A 17,031-nucleotide genomic window follows, 5' to 3' on the forward strand; every position below is an offset into this window, starting at 1 on the left:
GGAAACCGTGATCTTCACCCGTCCCGGACACGCTGCGCAACGGCAAGCGATGCCGGGGGCGTCCCCCAGTCATTTGGCGAAGGTTTCTATGCCCGCCTTGGCGTCTTGTCCAGCCGTTACAAGGGCGTGATGGCAGTTTGTCGCGGGGGTTGTTGACAAGATCGGCCGCGATGTAGCAACGTTGCTACATGTGAATGCAAAGGAGGTGCGGCCATGAACGTCAAGCCCGCAATCACCGTCATGTCCAGCCGGCAGTTCAACCACGACACCGCCGGCGCCAAGCGCGCCGCAAGGCAGGGCCCGGTCTTCATCACTGATCGCGGCGAGCCGACCCACGTCCTCATCACCAAGGCCGAGTTCGACCGGCTCGATCAGGAAAAGAAGGCGGCCGAGGACAAAAAGCCGTTCAGGAGCATTGCCGAAGCACTCGCCGACAATCGCCCGGAAGCGGATTTCGATTGGGAGGTCCCGGAATTCAAGCAGCCCTTCAAGGGCTATGATTTCGAGCATTGATGTTCCTGCTCGATACCAACGTTATCTCAGAGTTGCGCCGTCCGGATCGCGCCAATCAGAATGTCCTTCGCTGGACAGGCGCGCAGGACCACCGCTTGTTCTACATATCAGTGGCGACCGTAATGGAGCTTCAATACGGCGCGCTGATTCTCGGCCATCGCGACGTTGCTGCGGGGCAGATATTCGTCAACTGGATCGACCGGAACGTGTTGCCCGACTTCAGCGAGCGCACGCTTCATATCACCGCGGACGTTGCGCTCATTTGTGCAGGGCTGCATGTTCCGCACAAACGCGGCGAACGCGACGCATGGATCGCCGCAACCGCTCTCGTCCATGACCTGACCGTCGTCACGCGAAACGTGCGCGATTTCGAATCGACCGGTGTGAGGCTTTTGAACCCGTGGAACGACTGACAGCTTCGGCCAAATGCTGGACGGTCGGCCGACATTGCCTTTGACCAGCGCGGGATTCACGAATATCGCGGCCTGGATTCCTGTGACAAGCACAGGAATCCAGGCCTCGCTCCGACCGCTTCAAAGACGGTTGAGATCAACCACGGGTCGGGCATCCTAGTCTAGCTCGCACCCAGCCGTGCCAGCACCTCGGGCGGAATGCCGTAATCACGAATGGCATCTTGGTGGCGGCGAAGGCCGATCAGTTCGCGCTGGATGAAATAGGCGTGGACCGCCTCGGCGGCGGCCCTTACCAGAAGCACGCGCTCGGCATCGCGCGCGTCATGGGCGTTGAGCGCCGCCATCGCCTTGGCGACCCGATCGCCGGCCCGCCCCAGCAAGGATGCCATTTCGCCGGCAAGCTCGTAGTCGAGCGTGTCTAGCCCCGTCTGGAGCCGGACGCCGCCCTGCCCGGGAAGCCGGAGCGCCATCGTCTACTCCGCCGCCAGGCTCTGCGCGAGGAAGCCGCCGGACTGGCGCTTCCACAATTGCGCGTAGAGCCCGTCGCGCGCGATCAGGTCGTCATGCGTGCCCTCCTCGACGATCCGGCCCTCGTCGATGACGATCAGCCGGTCGAGCGCGGCGATGGTGGAGAGCCGGTGCGCGACGGCAATGACGGTCTTGCCCTCCATCAGCCGGTAGAGGTTTTCCTGGATGGCGGCCTCGACCTCCGAATCGAGCGCCGAGGTCGCTTCGTCGAGCAGCAGGATCGGCGCGTCCTTCAGCATCATGCGCGCGATCGCAATGCGCTGGCGCTGCCCGCCGGACAGCTTGACGCCGCGCTCGCCGACATGCGCGTCGTAGCCGGCGCGTCCCTTGGGGTCCGAAACGCCGGCGATGAAATCGTGCGCCGCCGCCCCCCGCGCCGCCTCGATCACCTCCGCCTCGCTCGCATCGGGGCGCGCATAGGCGATGTTGTCGTGGATCGAGCGGTGCATCAGCATCGGGTCCTGCGCAACCACGCCGAACTGCGCCCGCAGCGAGCCTTGCGTCAGGGAGCGGATGTCGCGCCCGTCGATCAGGATGCGCCCCTCCTCGACGTCGAAGAGGCGCAGGATCAGGTTCACGATCGTCGTCTTGCCGGCGCCCGACGGGCCGACCAGCGCGATCTTCTCGCCCGGGCGGATGTGGAGGTTGAGGTTGTCGATGATGCCGCCATCCTTGCCATAGTGGAAGGAGACGTTCTCGAAGCGGATGTCGCCCTTCGCGCGTGGCGCGACGACGGCATCGGGCGCATCCGTCAGCGTCGGCTTGACGGAGATTGTGCCGGTGGCGTCCTGCACCGTCGCATAGTTGCGGATGAGCCCGTTGATGTTGAACATCATGTAGCCGGACATCTGGTTGAGCCGGTAGGCGAGGCCCATGGCCGCCGCGATGGCGCCCGTCGTGGCGGCGCCCGCCATCCAGCTTTGCAGCGCGAGCAGGAAGATCGCCGCCATCATGAAGCCGTTGATGATGGCGACGGCGGCGCGCACGCGGGTGATCGACCGCGTCAGTCTCTTCACCGCCATCAGGTAGCTGTGCATTCCGTCGCGCACGAAGGAATGCTCGCGCCCGCCCGAATCGAACAGCTTGACGGCGAGGATGTTGGTGAAGGCGTCGACGAGGCGTCCGTTGACGATGGAACGCTCGTCGGCCGTGCGCCGCCCGGCCGCACGCAGCGGCGGCAGAAGCTTCCACCCGGCGATGCCGTAGGCGGCAAGCCAAACGGCGAGCACCGCCAGCATCCACGGATCGACCGAGAACATGATCGTCGCCGCAAGGACGAGGAATGTGACGAAGCCCCAGACGGTCTGCAACGACGAGATGATGAAATCACCCGTCGCCTCCGCCCCTTGCGTGATCTTGGTCGCGATCCGGCCGGCGAAATCGTTCTGGAAGAAGGTGTAGGGCTGCTCGATCACCCGCCGGAATGCCTGCCAGCGCACGCGCTGGTAGAAGTTCGGCGCGATCGTCTGCTCTTCCACCACGGTCTGGAAGATCATCGCCACGGCGCGCACGAGAAGGATCAGGACGAGATAGCCGAGGATCGCCCAGCCATAATCGGCGATCAAAGCCGTCGGCGTCGTCGTTTCCAGAACGTCGATGATCCTGCCGAGCGCCCAGTAGAGCCCCGCATCCACCGCCCCCGTCAGACCGCCGGCGATGAGCAGCAGCACGAACGGGCCCGGCGCCTGCCGCGCGAAGAACCCGATGAAGCCGAAGGCCGTCTTGGGCAGCACGGCGCGATCCGTATCGGCGAACGGATCGATGACGTTCTCCACGCTCCGCCACGCCCGTTCGGACAGGCGCGGCGCGGGATCGTCCGTCTTCACCGGCGCTTCGCTCATTCGGCTGCGATATCCTTCTCGTTTTCCGCCTCGTCTGGCAGAAGGAATCCGCCCGACTGCCGGTTCCACAGATGGGCATAAAGGCCGCCGCTTGCGATCAATTCCTCGTGCGTCCCATCCTCGACGACATGGCCCTTGTCCATGACGATCAGCCGGTCCATCGCCGCGATGGTCGACAGGCGGTGCGCGATGGCGATCACCGTCTTGCCTTCCATCAGGCGGTAGAGGTTCTCCTGGATCGCCGCCTCGACTTCCGAATCGAGCGCCGAGGTCGCCTCGTCGAGGATCAGGATCGGCGCGTCCTTCAGCATGACGCGGGCAATCGCGATGCGCTGGCGCTGGCCGCCGGACAGCTTGACGCCGCGCTCGCCGACATGGGCGTCGAAGCCCTTGCGCCCTTCCGGATCGGAAAGCCCGGCGATGAAATCGAGCGCCTCGGCCCGCCGCGCCGCCTCGATCATCATCTCCTCGGTCGCATCGGGGCGGCCATAGAGGATGTTGTCGCGCACGGAGCGGTGCAGCAGCGATGTATCCTGCGTGACGACGCCGATATGGGCGCGCAGGCTCTCCTGCTTCACGTCGGCAATGTTCTGCCCGTCGATCATCAGGCGTCCGCCCTCGATGTCGTAGAAGCGCAGCAGCAGATTGACGAGCGTCGACTTGCCCGCGCCCGAGCGACCGACGACGCCGACCTTCTCGCCTGGTCGGATGGTCAGGTCGAGCTTTTCGAGCACGCCCTTCTGCTTGCCATAGTGGAAGCGCACGTCGTCGAACAGGATCTCGCCCCGCGGCACGGTGAGTGCCTTCGCATCCGGCTTGTCGTCGACCACGCGCGGCATCGAGATCGAGGCGATGCCGTCCTGCACGGTGCCGACATTCTCGAACAGCGCCGAAAGCTCCCACATGATCCACTGCGACATGCCCCACAGCCGCAGCACGAGGCCGAGCGCCACCGCAATCGCACCGACCGTGACGGCATCGAGCTGCCACAGATAGATGCCGAGCGCGGCGACGGAGAACAGGCAGAGCGAGTTGAGCACGTAGAGCAGCCCGTAGAGCCCGGTCACCAGACGCATCTGCCGGTAGACCGTGTCGAGAAACGACCGCATCCCCTCACGCGCGAAGGTCGCCTCGCGCTGGGCGTGGCTGAAGAGCTTCACGGTCTGGATGTTGGTGTAGCTGTCGACGACGCGCCCCGTCATCACCGAGCGCGCATCGGCCTGCTCCTCCGAGACGCGGCCGAGACGCGGCACGAAATAGACCATCAGGCAGACATAGGCGACCATCCAGCCGGCGAGCGGCACGGCGAGGCGCCAGTCGGCCGACCCGACGATGAAGATCATGCCGAGGAAATAGACGACGACATAGTTCATGACGTCGAACGTCTTGATCACCGTCTCGCGCACGGCGAGCGCCGTCTGCATCAGCTTGGTGGCGATGCGGCCGGCGAACTCGTCCTGGTAGAAGGTCATAGACTGCTTGAGCAGGTAGCGATGGACCTGCCAGCGGATGCGCATCGGGTAGTTGCCGAACAGCGTCTGCTGCTGGAGCAGCGAGTGCATGAACACCATACCGGGCAGGCCGACGAGCACGAGCAGCGCCATGCCGGCAAGCTGCCAGCCATTATCGGCGAGGAACGTGTCGCGATCCTGCGCCGTCAGCCAGTCGACGATGTTGCCGAGGAAGGAGAACATCCACACCTCGGTGATCGCGATCGCCGCGATCAGGATCGCCGCGGGGATCAGGTAGGGCCAGGCGTCCTTCGTGTAGTGGAGGCAGAAGGCGAACAGCGTCTTCGGCGGCTCCACCGGCTCTTCGGCCGGAAACGGATCGAGGCGGGATTCAAACCAGCGGAACATGGCAAGCTCTTTCAGTCGTATCGGGATCGAGAACGGCGTCGCAGAGCGACAGCCCATGTTCCGCAGCTCTCATGTAGGGCGTCGCAGCCGGGCTTCCCACATCGGCGCCCAGCCCTCCTGCCATGACGATGGCAACATGCGCGAAGAGCGCCGAGACGGTCAGGCCGCCGGCAAGGTCTCGAATATCGGGCAGGCGCCGGACGGGGCGCGGGGCGTATTGGGGAAACATCGTCGAAATCTCGTAGAACCGGTCGTCTTGCCGGCGGATTTCGAAAGCGGATGCTTCAGTGTCTCAGGGAAGCGTCGATCCGAAAACCACAGGCGCGAAATCTGCGCGGCGCGCGCGAATGCGGGATGGGAAGAAAATATTCATCGCGTGCCTCCTCGTGGTTCGGGTTGGACGAGGATGCTTCATAGCCGAACCGAGGCGATTTGACCACCCGCCCGGATTGGCGCTAGGGCCAACTCTCGATTGCACCAGGGAACAACCATGCGCATCGCGCTCTACCAGCCCGACATCGCCGGCAACACCGGCACGATCCTGCGCCTCGCCGCCTGCCTCGGATTGGAGGTCCACATCATCGAGCCGGCCGGCTTCGACCTGTCCGACCGCAACCTGAAACGCGCCGGCATGGACTATCTCGAAATGGCCGCGCTGACGCGCCATGTCGACTGGGCGGCGTTCGAGGCGTGGCGCGTGTCCCAGGCCGCGCGCCTCGTCCTCCTCACCACCAAAGCCGAAACCGCCTACACCGACTTCGCCTACGCGCCGGACGACGTCCTTCTCTTCGGCCGCGAATCCGCCGGCGTTCCCGACACGGTCCACGACGCTGCCGACCACCGCCTCACCATTCCCATGCAGCCCGGCGCGCGCAGCCTCAATCTGGCGATGAGCGTCGCGATGGTAGCGGGCGAAGCGGTTCGGCAGACGGGTGGGTTTCGGAGCGATTGAGCCTGGCGCCGGCCGGCCGGCCGGATGGTAGGAGACCCCCACCCCATACCCCTCCCCACAAGGAGGAGGGGGTCGCCGGCGTTGTGCCTGTCCGTTTAACCAAGCTCCGAGCTGAAGAGGATGTGCGACGTGGATGTCCCCCCTCCTCCTTGTGGGGAGGGGTAAGGGGTGGGGGTCTTCTTCAGAGGAATCCTTGCAAACTCTAAATTTGTTCCCGACGTTGACGTTCTCGTGGGGAAAAACCGAGATGCCAAGCGCCGTCGATCCAAATTTAATCTCGCGGGCGCGCAAACTCCGCCGCGACATGACCGACGGCGAGCGCCGTCTCTGGGCGGAGTTGAAGATGTTCCGGACCTGGTACGGCATCCATGTCAGGCGACAGGCGCCCATCGGGCCATACGTCGCCGACTTCGTCATCCACGAGAAGCGTTTGGTCATCGAGATCGACGGCGAGCATCATCAACTGCCGGATCGGCAAGTTCGCGACCGTTTGCGCGACGAGCGGTTGGCCATGGATGGGTATCGCGTGGTGAGGATCGATACGGGTGAGCTTGGCGACAATTTCGATGGGTGTGTCGAGACGATCCTGAGGGAAATCGGGGTTGTTTGAGGGGTGGTGCTTCTACTTGCAACGTCTGCGCGGTACCCCCACCCCTTACCCCTCCCCACAAGGAGGAGGGGGACATCCACGTCGCACACCCTATTCCGCTTGGTGCCTGGCCGAACGGAAAGGCGCCACGCCGGCGCCCCCTCCTCCTTGTGGGGAGGGGTAAGGGGTGGGGGTCCTCTTCGCAGAAATCCGCCTCGCAGAGGCTCCGTATCCCCTACCCCCCGCTGATCGCCGTCAGCACGAACACTTCGTCCCCATCCGCAAGCCTGTGCCCAAGCTTCACCCTCTCCCCATCCACGAACACATTGATATGCCTGCGAATAGCCGGCCGAGAATCGCACAGCCGGTCGCGCATCCCCGGCCACAACGCTTCCAGCCCGTCGACCATCTCGGCAACACTCCCCGCCTGCATCTCGACCCGCCGCCCCGCCCCCGGAAACAGGTCGACGAGGATCGCCGGCAGCCGGACGACTATGTCGGGCCGCTCAGTCATGAACCGTCAGCGTCTCGACCGACAGGATCGCCGGCATGTGCGCCTCGATCTCGCGCCATGTCTCGCCCTCGTCGCTCGAGGCGAAGAGGACGCCGCCGCTGGTGCCGAAATAGACGCCGGCCTTGTCCATGCGGTCGGTCGCCATCGCCTGGCGCAGCACGCCGAAATAGGCGTTTTCCTGCGGCAGGCCGTTGCGCAAATCCTGCCAGGTGCGGCCCGCATCGCGCGTGCGCCACACGGCGGCTTTGGCGTCCGGCATGTAGCGGCCCTTGGTGTCGCCGTTGAGCGGCAGGAGGAAGAGCGTGTCGCGGTCGCTCGGATGCGCGGCGGCGGGAAAGCCGAAGCTCGAGGGCAGGCCTTGCTCGATGCTCTCCCATTTCACGCCGCCATCGTCGGTGCGGTACATGCCGCAATGGTTCTGCTGGTAGAGCCGCCCATTCGCGCCCGCCGCCATGACGACATTGTGCACGCACTGGCCGAATTCGGGATAGTTCTCGCCCTCCGGCAGGAAGTCGGCGCGCGTGCCGCGGTTGCGTGGTTCCCATGTCTCGCCGCCATCGGCGGTGTGGAAGACGCCGGCGGCCGAGATGCCGACCCAGATCTTGTCGTCGTCGGCGGGGTCGATCACCAGCGAATGCAGGATCAGCCCGGCCCCGCCGGGGTTCCAGTGCGGGCGTGTCGGGTGCTTTTGCAATCCTTCGACATGGGTCCATGTCTCGCCGTCGTCGTCGGAGCGGAAGAGGCCGGCAGGCTGGACGCCGGCATAGACGCTGCCATTGTGCGCCGCCACGCTCCAGACCGAGGAGATCGGCTCCTGCCCTTCCGGATAGGCAAGGCCGTTCGAGGAATGCGTCCATGTCTGGCCGAGATCGGTCGATTTCCAGACCGCCGGGCCGAACCACGCGTCGCCACCGCCGGCATAGAGCGTACCCGTCTCGGGATGGGCGACGAAATGGTTGATCGGCCAGGTCTGGCAGAACGGGCCGGAGAGCTTCCAGTCGCGCCGCGCACCGTCACTTTCCAGGATGAAGGCACCCTTCTTGGTGCCGACCAGTATCAGAACCTTGTCTGCCATCAGATCCTCCATCTATCCGGCCGCGGAGACATTACTCCTTTTCCAATGACGGTTGAACGGGCCGCGTCCCGACAACCATTGGCGCAATTTTTTGAAAGCGATGCGGCTTGTCACGCAATCATCGCTCGGCTATCTCTTCGCCCATGACTTCGTCGCGCGCCTCTTTCTCGATCTTCCCGGCCATTGCTGCCGGCGATCGCGCGCGCCTATCCTCGCTTCTTCTCCTTCTTAGCGGCGATCGTCGGGTTGGCTGAAGGAGCGCCCGGCGGTCGAAGTGCCGCCGAGACCCGGCAAAGCTCCTTGTCCCGACACCATTCCCAGAGCTAGAAGTGCCCGCCGCCGACCGAGATCGCGGCCGGGCAAGGAGACGAAGATGAACGAGCAATCGAAGATCGTTGCCACGGGTGCCAAAGGCATGCCCGACGCCGCCCGCAAATACGAACCCTATCCCTTCGTCGGTCTGAAGGACCGGACCTGGCCCGACCGGCGCATCGAGAAGGCGCCGATCTGGTGCTCCGTCGACCTGCGCGACGGCAACCAGGCGCTGATCGACCCGATGGGCCACGACCGCAAGGCGCGGATGTTCCAGTTGCTGCTGGACATGGGCTTCAAGGAGATCGAGATCGGCTTTCCGTCGGCCTCGCAGACCGATTTCGACTTCACCCGCTTCGCCATCGAAGAAGCCGGCGTGCCCGACGATGTGTCGTTGCAGGTGCTGGTCCAGTGCCGGCCCGAACTGATTTCGCGCACCTTTGAGTCCTTGGCGGGCGCGAAGCGCCCGATCGTCCACTTCTACAATTCCACCAGCGAGTTGCAGCGCCGCGTCGTGTTCGACAAGGACGTCGCCGGCATCAAGGCGATCGCCACGGATGCGGCCAAGATGATCGTGGACGAGGCCGCCAGATCGGTGCCCGGCTGCCGTTTCCAGTATTCGCCGGAAAGCTTCACCGGCACCGAGCTCGAAGTCGCGCTCGAAATCTGCAACGCAGTCACCGAGATCATCAATCCGACGCCTGACAACAAGCTGATCCTCAATCTGCCGGCAACCGTCGAGATGTCGACGCCCAACATTCATGCCGATCAGATCGAGTGGATGAGCCGCCAGCTCGACCGGCGCGATTCGATCATCCTGTCCTTGCATCCCCACAATGATCGCGGCACCGGCATCGCCGCGACCGAACTCGGCCTGATGGCGGGCGCCGACCGCGTCGAGGGTACGCTGTTCGGCAATGGCGAGCGCACCGGCAATGTCGACGTCGTCACGCTGGCGCTCAACATGTACACGCAGGGCATCGATCCGATGCTGGACTGTTCGCAGATCGAGCGCATGAAGGACGTCTACGAATACTCCAACCAGTTGAAGATCCCCGAGCGCCATCCTTATGTCGGCGAACTGGTCTACACCGCCTTCTCCGGCTCGCATCAGGATGCCATCAACAAGGGCATGAAGGCGATCAAGACCGCCAACAAGACCCAGTGGGAGGTGCCCTATCTGCCGATCGACCCGCAGGACGTCGGCCGGTCCTACGAGGCGATCATCCGCATCAACTCGCAGTCCGGCAAGGGCGGCATCGCCTACATCCTGCAGGCTGATTACGGGCTCAACCTGCCGCGCAATTTGCAGGTCGAATTCAGCCGCGACGTTCAGCAGATCACCGACCGCGAGGGCAAGGAACTGCGCCCCAAGGCGATCCACGAGCGCTTTCTCGAACTCTATGTCGACCAGCCCGAGGGCCGGATGAAGTTCGTCGATCACCAGACCTTCCCCGACAGCTCCGCCAAGGGCCGGCGCGTGGTCGAGGCGACGATCATCGACAATGGCACGGAAGTGCAGATCACCGGCACCGGCACCGGCCCGGTCGACGGTTTCGTCGACGCGCTGTCGAAGCATATCGGTATCGATTTGACCGTCCTCGACTATTCGGAACACTCCATGCAGCGCGGCTCGAACGCGGCCGCAATCTGCTACATGGAAGTGGAGCATCCGGACGGAAAGCTCTTCGGCGCGGGCATCAACACCAACATCGTCGCGGCCTCGCTCGAAGCGGTCGTGTCGGCGGCCAACCGCATTCTCGGTGCCAAATGAGCGACAAGCTCGGTGCCCGCGTAGAGGGGAAAGGCGGCGAGACCATCGTCCTTCTCCACGGTTTCGGCGGATCGCATTCGACCTGGACCGACATCCAGCCATCGCTTGCACGATACGCGCGGGTGATCGCCTATGACCTTCCAGGTCATGGGCGCTCGCTCGATTTTCCAGGCGCGGGCCCGGCGACGGTGGCGGCGAAAGCCGTCGCCGCCGATTTGACGGCGCGCGGGATCGAGCGTGTACATCTCGTCGGCCATTCGATGGGCGGCGCGATCGCCACGCTGATCGCCATGCGCTCGCCCGAGCGCGTCGCCTCGCTGACGCTGCTGGCGCCCGGCGGGTTCGGCCCGCAGATCAATGGCGAACTTCTGAAACGCTACGCCAATGCGCCCGACGCCGGCGCATTGGGACTGATCATGGACGAGATGTCCGCGCCCGGCTTTTCGACTCCGCCTAAATACGTCCTCGGCCTTGCCGCCGTGCGCGGCCAGCGCGGCCAGCGCACCAACCTCGACACCTTCCACGGAATCATCCAGAAGGACGGCGTGCAGGGCGAGATCCCACGCGAGGCGCTGGCCAAGCTCGCCATGCCGGTCAACCTCGTCTGGGGAACGGCCGATCCGGTCCTGCCCTTTTCGCAGACCCAGAACCTGCCCGAAAACATTCGCCTCACCCGCATCGACGGCGCCGGCCACATGCTGACCGTCGAGGCCAAGCCTGCCGTCCTCGCTGCCATCCGTGCTTCTCTGATCGCCGGAAGCCCTTGACTTTTGGCGCGTTTTCGCCGGAATCGGGGTGTAACGAAGCGTTAACTGTACCCTTGAGTCCCGGAGCGCCGGCATGAGCGAAGCTTTGGAAGAAACGCCCCACAAGGGCGAGATGCGCCGCCTCGCCGCCGCGATCCGCGAGGTCAAGACCAACAATGCCGACCGCACCGACGTCGTCGTCGATTTGCGCGAGGCGCAGCAGACGCGGCTCGAAATCCTGGCGCAAGACCTCGAACAGGTGTTTGCCGACATCCCGTCGGACGACGAGCGCTTCGATCTCAACGTCACCGCCGGGCTCCAGCCGCGCCTTTGGATCGACGCGGTCAGCCACGTCACCATGGGCCGCGACAAGCGCACCTATCGCTTCCTGAAGGACACCCGCAACGGCCGCATCGTGCTGGCCGAGACGCCCGACATCAAGAAGGCGGCCAATGCAGTAACGCTCTATGTCGCCGAGCGGATGGTCGAGCGCGAAGCGGTGCTGGCCGGCGACCGCGAGGCCCCTGCCCCCGTCCTCGGCGTGCTCGACCGCGAGCCGGCCAAGGCCGCCTTCGACGTCTTCACCTCGCTGGCGCTGTTCCTGGCCGGTGCCTTCGTCGGCATCGCCGCAGTGCTCTATTTCGCCTGGGACCGGCTGGCGATCAGCTTCTGAGCGCCTTCTTCAGCCGGCAGGAGCGTCTGCGCGACGATCTCGCGCACGCCTTCATGGCCGTACATCAGCCCGCGCCGCTGGACGCGCACGCCCCAGCTATCCGGTCCGCCGTCGATCTCGATGAGGTTGTACTGCGCCGCCGGCTTCGACCCGCCGATCGCCTGCCCCGCCGCGGCAACGCCCAGCACCGGCACCCGCCCGTCGCGCCCGTCGAGCCAGTAGAGGCTCGGCAGATGCGTGTGACCGTGGAGGACGAGTTCGGCGCCGTGGCGCAACATCACCTTCTTGAACCGCCCGATGCCGTAGAGCCGCTTGTGCTGCGGCGCCGCCCCGCGAACCGGCGGGTGGTGGATCAGGATCACGCGGCAAAGCCCCTTCGTCTTCGCCTCGTCGAGCATCCGCCCGAGCCGCCGCGCCTGCGTCGAGCCGAAATAGCCCGACGCCATGAAGGGTGCCGTCGCGCGGGCCGAAGAAACGCCGATGATCGCCATGTCCCCGCGCACGCGCATATAGGGAAACGCGCCGCGATGGGCGGGCTGCGCCTTGCCGTCGCCCCACATCCACTTGCCCCAGGCCCGGCACGCCTTGTCGAGCGCGCCCGGCACATAGGCATCGTGGTTGCCCGGCACGACCGAGACGTCGTCGCCATGGCCGACCTCTTCCAGCCACTGGCGCGCGACCTCCACTTCGGCGTCGAGCGCGAGGTTGACCAGATCGCCGGTGACCGCGATATGGTCGGGCGCGCGCGCCTTCATGTCGTCGAGCAGCATCCCGATCACCTGATCGTGGAGATTGGCTTTCCGGTTGCGCTGCCAGTTGATGTAGCCCGTGATCCGCTTCGAGGCGAGTTCACGATAGGACATGTCGGGAAGGGGGCCGAGGTGGACGTCCGAGAGATGAGCGAGCCTGAGCATACCCTTCCTTACGATATGAAATTCCGCGTGACCACCCCGGGAGGCGCGCGGTGAGCGAGACGTCCCGCACAATGCCGACCCGGCTGCAATGGTTGCGCATCAAGCTCTTTCACGGCTGGTTTCTCCTGCGCCGTCCGATGACGCTCGGCGTGCGCGGCATCGTCCACGACGCGGAAAAAGGCACCGTCTTCCTCATCCGCCACACCTACATCGCCGGCTGGCAACTGCCCGGCGGCGGGGTGGAAGTGGGCGAAACGATGCGCCTTTCGCTCGAACGGGAACTGGCCGAGGAAGGCAATATCGAGTTCACCGGCGAGCCGCGCCTTGTCTCGATTCACCTGAACCGACAGGCCAGCCCGCGCGATCATGTCGCGCTCTATCTCATCACGCAGTTCCGCCAGACAACGCCGAAACTCCCCGACCACGAGATCGCCGAGGCCGGCTTCTTCCCTCTCGACGCCCTGCCCGAAGCGACCACCCCCGCCACCCGCCGCCGCCTCGCCGAAGTGTTCGGTGACGCCGTGTTGGAGCATCACTGGTAGAGCGCAAGGGCGCGTTGAGATTCGGGGCTGAGCGTGCCGAAAAAGGTGGATTTCGAGGTACATCAGTACGTGAGCACCGGAAGCGCAGAAAGTCGCCATTTGCAGGCCGCTCAGGCGCGAATATCGACGCGCCCTAGTCGGCCGTAGGCAAGCGCCGGATGGTGAACTCGATGATGTCGTCGGGGCGCTCGGCCCAGCTTTCGATTTCGGTCCAGTAGGCCTGTTTCGGCCAGCGGTCGAACCACTCCTGCGCCTTCACGCGCGCGTCGGGGCGCGGCAGGCGGAACGTCTCGCGCACGAAGCCGTCGCGCGGATGGGGGCTGCCTTCTGCGCGATGCTTGTTGAGGCTGCGCCTCAACCCCTCCAGCGGTGGTCTCGCAGGCACCCGCAACAAAGAACTCCTTGACCCCAACGACCAACAGATTAGGGATCAGGGCGTCAAATTACGAGTCAAATGTTGAACGCGCCCCGGCTGCCGCCGAATGCGCGCCCTCCCCACGGAGCTTTGCATGGAACGTCCCGACATCCCGGCCGGCCTGCCCGACGACATCGAGTCGAAAAAGGCGACCGCGAAGGCCTGGTTCGAGGAACTGCGCGACAAGATCGTCGCCGGTTTCGAGGCGATCGAGGACGATCTGTCGGGCCCGCACGCCTCCTGGGCGCCGGGCCGGTTCGAACGCACCGAATGGCTGCGCGACGAAGGCCGCGGCGGTGGCGGCATCATGTCGATGATGCGCGGCCGCGTCTTCGAAAAGGTCGGCGTCCACACCTCGACCGTGCATGGCGAGTTCTCGCCAGAATTCCGCAAGCAGATCCCCGGCGCCGACGAGGACCCGCGCTTCTGGGCGAGCGGCATCTCGCTCATCGCCCACCCGCACAATCCCAACGTGCCGGCCGTCCACATGAACACGCGCATGGTCGTCACCACGCGGCAATGGTTCGGCGGCGGCGCCGACCTCACCCCGGTCCTCGACCGCCGCCGCAAGCAGGACGACCCCGACACGGCCGCCTTCCACAAGGCGATGAAATTCGTCTGCGACAAGCACAAGGCGGTCGCCGACCATGACCGCCTGAAGGCCTGGTGCGACGAATATTTCCACCTCCCCCACCGCGACGAGCCCCGCGGCACCGGCGGCATCTTCTACGACTGGCTGAAGACGCCGGAAAACAAGGGCGGCTGGAACGCCGATCTGCGTTTCTCCCAGGACGTCGGCCGCGCCTTCCTCGTCGTCTACAACCACCTGGTCCGCAAGAATTTCAACGACAACTGGACCGACGCCGACCGCGAGGAACAACTCATCCGCCGCGGCCGCTACGTCGAGTTCAACCTCCTCTACGACCGCGGCACGATCTTCGGCCTGAAGACGGGCGGGAACGTCGATTCCATCCTGTCGTCGATGCCGCCCGAGGTGAAGTGGCCGTAGGATGTGTGAGGCGAGCCAGTACGATTCATCGAACAGCTCGCGGGTAGGTCCGGTTTTCCTGAATTGACCCCCACCCTGTATCCCTCCCCACAAGGGGGAGGGAGACGTGATCGCTGCGCCAGCCCTTAACGCGTGGCTCCACGCTGAAAGGCAAACACGACGCCGACGCCCTCCCTCCCCCTTGTGGGGAGGGATAAAGGGTGGGGGTCACTTCGGAGAGAACGCAACCTCGCGCTTGCCACTTTCAGGGGCAGGTAACCTGGCGCCTCGCAGGCTGCGGTGACGAAACCCCGCACACCCATCCGGCCATTGTGGCGTCAGTGGCAGATCGGCGATTTCGTCCAGCGACATGGCCTGGATAGCGGGATGTGCGAGCGGGTCGTCGGGACTGGGTTCGGGACAGCGTCTCAAGAAAAACTTGAACATGGCATTGCTCCTCAACCTCAGATGCCAGATTATCCGGTCCTTCCAATTCGATTTCACTGGAGTTTGCCTTCGCCTCACTTTAGTTTTTCTCCATGACAGAACTGAACCGCGTCCATATGAACGGGCTGCGCGCGACGGAAGCCGTCGGTCGGCTCAGTGGGCTACAGGCGGCTGCCGATGAACTGGGCGTCACCGTCGGCGCGGTCAGCCAGCATGTCGCTCGTCTTGAAGCCGCGCTTGCTCGGCCCGTTTTCGTCCGAACGTCGCGCGGGCTCGTCGCGACGGAGTTCGGCCGCACCTTCCTCGCACGTCTGACGTCCGGCTTTGCCGAACTCGAAGGCGCACTGAAAAGCGCGCGTTACGACCGGGCGAACATCCTCACCGTGTCGGTTGCCCCTGTTCTCGCCTCGAAATGGCTCGTGCCGCGCCTTGCCCGGTTTTCCGCGCTTCATCCGGACATCACCTTGCGCCTCGACGCCTCAGTCACGCTCGTCGATCCCGATGCCAGCGACGTCGACGCCGCCATCCGCGTCGGCGACGGAAACTGGCCGGGCGTGACGAAGACGTTTCTGCTGCCGCAGGATATCTTTCCGGTTTGCGCACCGGCGCTCGCGAATCGCCTGCGCGTGCCGCTAGATCTGACGAATGCGCCGATCATTCGCGATGCGAACTCGACACTGAAATGGTCGACCTGGCTCGCCCCGTTCGGCATCAATGAAGACCAGCTTGCCGATGGCCACAGCTTCACCGATGCCGCCCTATGCCTCGACGCGGCGATCGCCGGCCAGGGCGTCATGCTCGCCTGGCAGACGCTTGCGCAATATGCGATCGGCGCAGGACAGCTCGTGGCTCCCTTTCCGCAACGCGCCGCAACCGGCCTCGGCTACTGGGCGGTCACCTCGTCGTCCCAGTCACTTGCGCGGAAGACACGCGCTTTCATCACGTGGCTCAAGGCGGAACTCGACGAAACCCGCCTGGCCTTTCCTTAGACCTCGAACGACAAGTTGCGCCCAAGCAACAGCAGCCATTCACGAAATTGCGAGCGCATTTTCCTTAAATCACGCATTAACCTTCTGCGTTAATCTCGCGTGCATGAAGACAGCGCGCATCATTACATTAGCCTTGACTGTTGCAACCGCCTGGCCCGCCATGGCCAGCGAGGTCGTGCCGTTCCCTGCCCTGCCTGCGCCGCAAATTCCGGCGACCGTGGAGAGCGTGACGCGCGAGACCAACTTCACGCACCGCATCCATAAGCCGGCGCAGGCGAATGGGCGGACGATCATCCTGATGCACGGCTCGGGCGGCGACGAGACGACCTTGCTGCCGCTGGCGACCAAGATCGACCCGAACGCGACGCTGATCGGCATTCGCGGACGAGTCGTGCAGGAGGGTGTGAAGCGCTGGTACAAGCGCATCACCCCGACGAGCTTCGACCAGACCGACATTCGCGGCGAAGCGGCGGCGTTTGCCGAGTTTTTCGGCCGGCTGGTCAGGAGCGAGGGCATCGACCTCGAGCGCACGACCTTCCTCGGCTATTCCAACGGCGCGAATCTGATCGCGGCGCTGTCCGTGCTGCACCCGGACGTGGTGAAGACCGCCGTCCTGCTGCGCCCCATGCCGGTTCTCGAAACCGCGCCCCATGCCGACCTCGCCAAGGCGAAGTTCCTGACGATATCGGGCCGCGACGACACGCTCTACGCGCCGTACGCCCCGAAGCTGGAGGCGATGTTCAAGTCGTGCGGCGCCGACGTGGTGGCCAAGACCATCATCGCCGGCCACGACATCGGCGACGAGGACGCGAAGATCGCGTCGGAGTGGCTGGCCGGGTTGCAGATGGCTTCGATGGAGTAGTGCGGCGACTGACACGGTAGCGCTGAGCACCCCCACTCCGTCGCGCTTCGCGCGCCACCTCTCCCCCTGCCCGGGGGAGAGGAAA

The 17,031-nt window shown here is 64.8% G+C and carries 20 protein-coding genes; 11 read left to right on the forward strand and 9 right to left on the reverse strand.

Features of this window, described 5'->3' with window-relative positions; genetic code table 11:
- Window positions 1-213: 213 nt before the first annotated feature.
- Together ALII_RS0119790 and ALII_RS0119795 are read left to right on the forward strand one after the other, a co-directional pair.
- Window positions 214-513 carry a type II toxin-antitoxin system prevent-host-death family antitoxin gene (locus tag ALII_RS0119790; RefSeq protein ID WP_029660751.1) on the forward strand — a complete coding sequence of 100 codons (300 nt, stop codon included), beginning with the start codon at window positions 214-216 and terminating at the stop codon, window positions 511-513.
- Window positions 513-926, forward strand: a complete 414-nt coding sequence (locus tag ALII_RS0119795) for a type II toxin-antitoxin system VapC family toxin (protein ID WP_024588952.1) — start codon at window positions 513-515, stop codon at window positions 924-926. The genes ALII_RS0119790 and ALII_RS0119795 overlap by 1 nt, the downstream gene beginning before the upstream one ends.
- 161 nt (window positions 927-1,087) lie before the next feature.
- Here ALII_RS0119795 and ALII_RS0119800 read toward each other — a convergent pair whose 3' ends face one another.
- From ALII_RS0119800 to ALII_RS0119815, 4 genes are read right to left on the reverse strand one after another with little or no spacing between them, the layout of a single operon-like run.
- On the reverse strand, window positions 1,088-1,396 hold the full coding sequence (locus ALII_RS0119800; protein WP_024588953.1) for a DUF6665 family protein: 309 nt from the start codon (window positions 1,394-1,396) through the stop codon (window positions 1,088-1,090).
- 3 nt (window positions 1,397-1,399) lie between these two features.
- Window positions 1,400-3,295, reverse strand: a complete 1,896-nt coding sequence (locus ALII_RS0119805; RefSeq protein WP_024588954.1) for an ABC transporter ATP-binding protein — start codon at window positions 3,293-3,295, stop codon at window positions 1,400-1,402.
- Window positions 3,292-5,154, reverse strand: a complete 1,863-nt coding sequence (locus ALII_RS0119810; RefSeq protein ID WP_024588955.1) for an ABC transporter ATP-binding protein — start codon at window positions 5,152-5,154, stop codon at window positions 3,292-3,294. Before ALII_RS0119810 ends, ALII_RS0119805 begins: the two co-directional genes overlap by 4 nt.
- Complete coding sequence (locus ALII_RS0119815; protein ID WP_024588956.1) at window positions 5,138-5,383, reverse strand: hypothetical protein; 246 nt, start codon at window positions 5,381-5,383, stop codon at window positions 5,138-5,140. Before ALII_RS0119815 ends, ALII_RS0119810 begins: the two co-directional genes overlap by 17 nt.
- A gap of 261 nt (window positions 5,384-5,644) precedes the next feature.
- Here ALII_RS0119815 and ALII_RS0119820 point away from each other — a divergent pair, with 261 nt between their 5' ends.
- Complete coding sequence (locus ALII_RS0119820; protein ID WP_029660752.1) at window positions 5,645-6,106, forward strand: tRNA (cytidine(34)-2'-O)-methyltransferase; 462 nt, start codon at window positions 5,645-5,647, stop codon at window positions 6,104-6,106.
- Window positions 6,107-6,353: 247 nt separating this feature from the next.
- Window positions 6,354-6,716 carry a DUF559 domain-containing protein gene (locus tag ALII_RS0119825; RefSeq protein ID WP_024588958.1) on the forward strand — a complete coding sequence of 121 codons (363 nt, stop codon included), beginning with the start codon at window positions 6,354-6,356 and terminating at the stop codon, window positions 6,714-6,716.
- Window positions 6,717-6,930: 214 nt separating this feature from the next.
- Here the strand turns inward: ALII_RS0119825 and ALII_RS0119830 are convergent, their stop codons facing one another.
- Window positions 6,931-7,209 (reverse strand): MoaD/ThiS family protein, encoded by a 279-nt coding sequence (locus tag ALII_RS0119830; RefSeq protein WP_024588959.1) that lies wholly within the window; start codon window positions 7,207-7,209, stop codon window positions 6,931-6,933.
- Window positions 7,202-8,284, reverse strand: a complete 1,083-nt coding sequence (locus tag ALII_RS0119835; protein WP_024588960.1) for a sialidase family protein — start codon at window positions 8,282-8,284, stop codon at window positions 7,202-7,204. Before ALII_RS0119835 ends, ALII_RS0119830 begins: the two co-directional genes overlap by 8 nt.
- A gap of 415 nt (window positions 8,285-8,699) precedes the next feature.
- On the opposite strand from ALII_RS0119835, the gene leuA reads away from it, so the two are divergent.
- From leuA to ALII_RS0119855, 3 genes are all read left to right on the forward strand, one after another.
- A complete protein-coding gene (leuA, locus tag ALII_RS0119845) occupies window positions 8,700-10,370 on the forward strand; it encodes a 2-isopropylmalate synthase (protein WP_024588962.1) in 1,671 nt (556 codons plus the stop codon).
- Window positions 10,367-11,137 (forward strand): alpha/beta fold hydrolase, encoded by a 771-nt coding sequence (locus ALII_RS0119850; RefSeq protein ID WP_024588963.1) that lies wholly within the window; start codon window positions 10,367-10,369, stop codon window positions 11,135-11,137. The genes leuA and ALII_RS0119850 overlap by 4 nt, the downstream gene beginning before the upstream one ends.
- Before the next feature lie 73 nt (window positions 11,138-11,210).
- Window positions 11,211-11,789: a hypothetical protein gene (locus ALII_RS0119855; RefSeq protein ID WP_024588964.1), complete on the forward strand. Its 579-nt coding sequence runs from the start codon at window positions 11,211-11,213 to the stop codon at window positions 11,787-11,789.
- On the opposite strand, the gene ALII_RS0119860 is transcribed toward ALII_RS0119855, so the two are convergent.
- Window positions 11,753-12,703 carry a metallophosphoesterase gene (locus tag ALII_RS0119860; protein ID WP_024588965.1) on the reverse strand — a complete coding sequence of 317 codons (951 nt, stop codon included), beginning with the start codon at window positions 12,701-12,703 and terminating at the stop codon, window positions 11,753-11,755. The two genes, ALII_RS0119855 and ALII_RS0119860, sit on opposite strands and share 37 nt — an antisense overlap.
- A 71-nt stretch (window positions 12,704-12,774) precedes the next feature.
- Here ALII_RS0119860 and ALII_RS0119865 point away from each other — a divergent pair, with 71 nt between their 5' ends.
- On the forward strand, window positions 12,775-13,245 hold the full coding sequence (locus ALII_RS0119865; protein ID WP_029660753.1) for an NUDIX domain-containing protein: 471 nt from the start codon (window positions 12,775-12,777) through the stop codon (window positions 13,243-13,245).
- Window positions 13,246-13,378: 133 nt separating this feature from the next.
- On the opposite strand, the gene ALII_RS0119870 is transcribed toward ALII_RS0119865, so the two are convergent.
- Complete coding sequence (locus tag ALII_RS0119870; protein ID WP_024588967.1) at window positions 13,379-13,636, reverse strand: hypothetical protein; 258 nt, start codon at window positions 13,634-13,636, stop codon at window positions 13,379-13,381.
- Between the two features lie 118 nt (window positions 13,637-13,754).
- On the opposite strand from ALII_RS0119870, the gene hemF reads away from it, so the two are divergent.
- Window positions 13,755-14,669 carry an oxygen-dependent coproporphyrinogen oxidase gene (gene hemF, locus ALII_RS0119875; protein WP_024588968.1) on the forward strand — a complete coding sequence of 305 codons (915 nt, stop codon included), beginning with the start codon at window positions 13,755-13,757 and terminating at the stop codon, window positions 14,667-14,669.
- Window positions 14,670-14,876: 207 nt separating this feature from the next.
- On the opposite strand, the gene ALII_RS22565 is transcribed toward hemF, so the two are convergent.
- Window positions 14,877-15,095: a hypothetical protein gene (locus tag ALII_RS22565; protein WP_152529698.1), complete on the reverse strand. Its 219-nt coding sequence runs from the start codon at window positions 15,093-15,095 to the stop codon at window positions 14,877-14,879.
- A gap of 92 nt (window positions 15,096-15,187) precedes the next feature.
- On the opposite strand from ALII_RS22565, the gene ALII_RS0119880 reads away from it, so the two are divergent.
- Together ALII_RS0119880 and ALII_RS0119885 are read left to right on the forward strand one after the other, a co-directional pair.
- Window positions 15,188-16,084 carry a LysR substrate-binding domain-containing protein gene (locus ALII_RS0119880; RefSeq protein ID WP_024588969.1) on the forward strand — a complete coding sequence of 299 codons (897 nt, stop codon included), beginning with the start codon at window positions 15,188-15,190 and terminating at the stop codon, window positions 16,082-16,084.
- 160 nt (window positions 16,085-16,244) lie between these two features.
- Complete coding sequence (locus ALII_RS0119885) at window positions 16,245-16,946, forward strand: alpha/beta hydrolase (RefSeq protein ID WP_051375956.1); 702 nt, start codon at window positions 16,245-16,247, stop codon at window positions 16,944-16,946.
- Window positions 16,947-17,031 lie beyond the last annotated feature (85 nt).

Origin of the sequence: Aliihoeflea sp. 2WW (assembly GCF_000497755.1) — a bacterium.
Lineage (GTDB): Bacteria > Pseudomonadota > Alphaproteobacteria > Rhizobiales > Rhizobiaceae > Aliihoeflea.